Source organism: Streptomyces sp. NPDC058964, from assembly GCF_042741275.1.
In the GTDB taxonomy this organism is placed as follows: domain Bacteria; phylum Actinomycetota; class Actinomycetes; order Streptomycetales; family Streptomycetaceae; genus Streptomyces.
Window position 1 is genome coordinate 1 of record NZ_JBHYKH010000246.1, and the last position, 522, is coordinate 522.

General features: G+C 69.3%; 1 pseudogene. It reads right to left on the bottom strand.

Going from position 1 to position 522, the window contains the following annotated elements:
* Positions 1-435, bottom strand: a pseudogene (locus tag ACFW2E_RS26770) (glycine dehydrogenase (aminomethyl-transferring)); the annotation flags it as partial.
* Positions 436-522 lie beyond the last annotated feature (87 nt).

Below are 522 nucleotides of genomic sequence, written 5' to 3' on the forward strand. Positions count from 1 at the left end.
GCGGATCAGGGTCAGGAAGCCCTGGGCCTGGTCGATCGGCGCGAACGGGTGCAGCTGGCCGAACTCCGGCCAGGTCACCGGCTCCATCTCGGTGGTCGCGTTGAGCTTCATGGTGCAGGAGCCCAGCGGGATCATGCCGCGGTCGAGCGCGTAGTCGCGGTCGGCCAGCTTGCGCAGGTAGCGCAGCATCGCGGTCTCGGAGCGGTGCTCGTGGAAGACCGGGTGGGTGAGGTAGGCGTCGGTGCGCAGCAGCGCGTCCGGCAGGGCCTCGGCGGTCGCGGCGTCCAGCGCCTCGACGTCACCGTCGACGCCGAACGCCGACCACACGGCGGCCAGCTGGGCGCGGTCGGTGGTCTCGTCGCAGGCGAACGAGACGTGGTCGGCGTCGACCCGGTGGAGGTTGACGCCGTTCTCACGGGCGGCGGCGACGAACTCATAGGAAAAGACGGAGGCCATTGATGTCTAAGTGGGGGAAAAAGGTCCCTGTTGGGTAAAGAACACGCCCCCCCCGAGGCCCCCAGC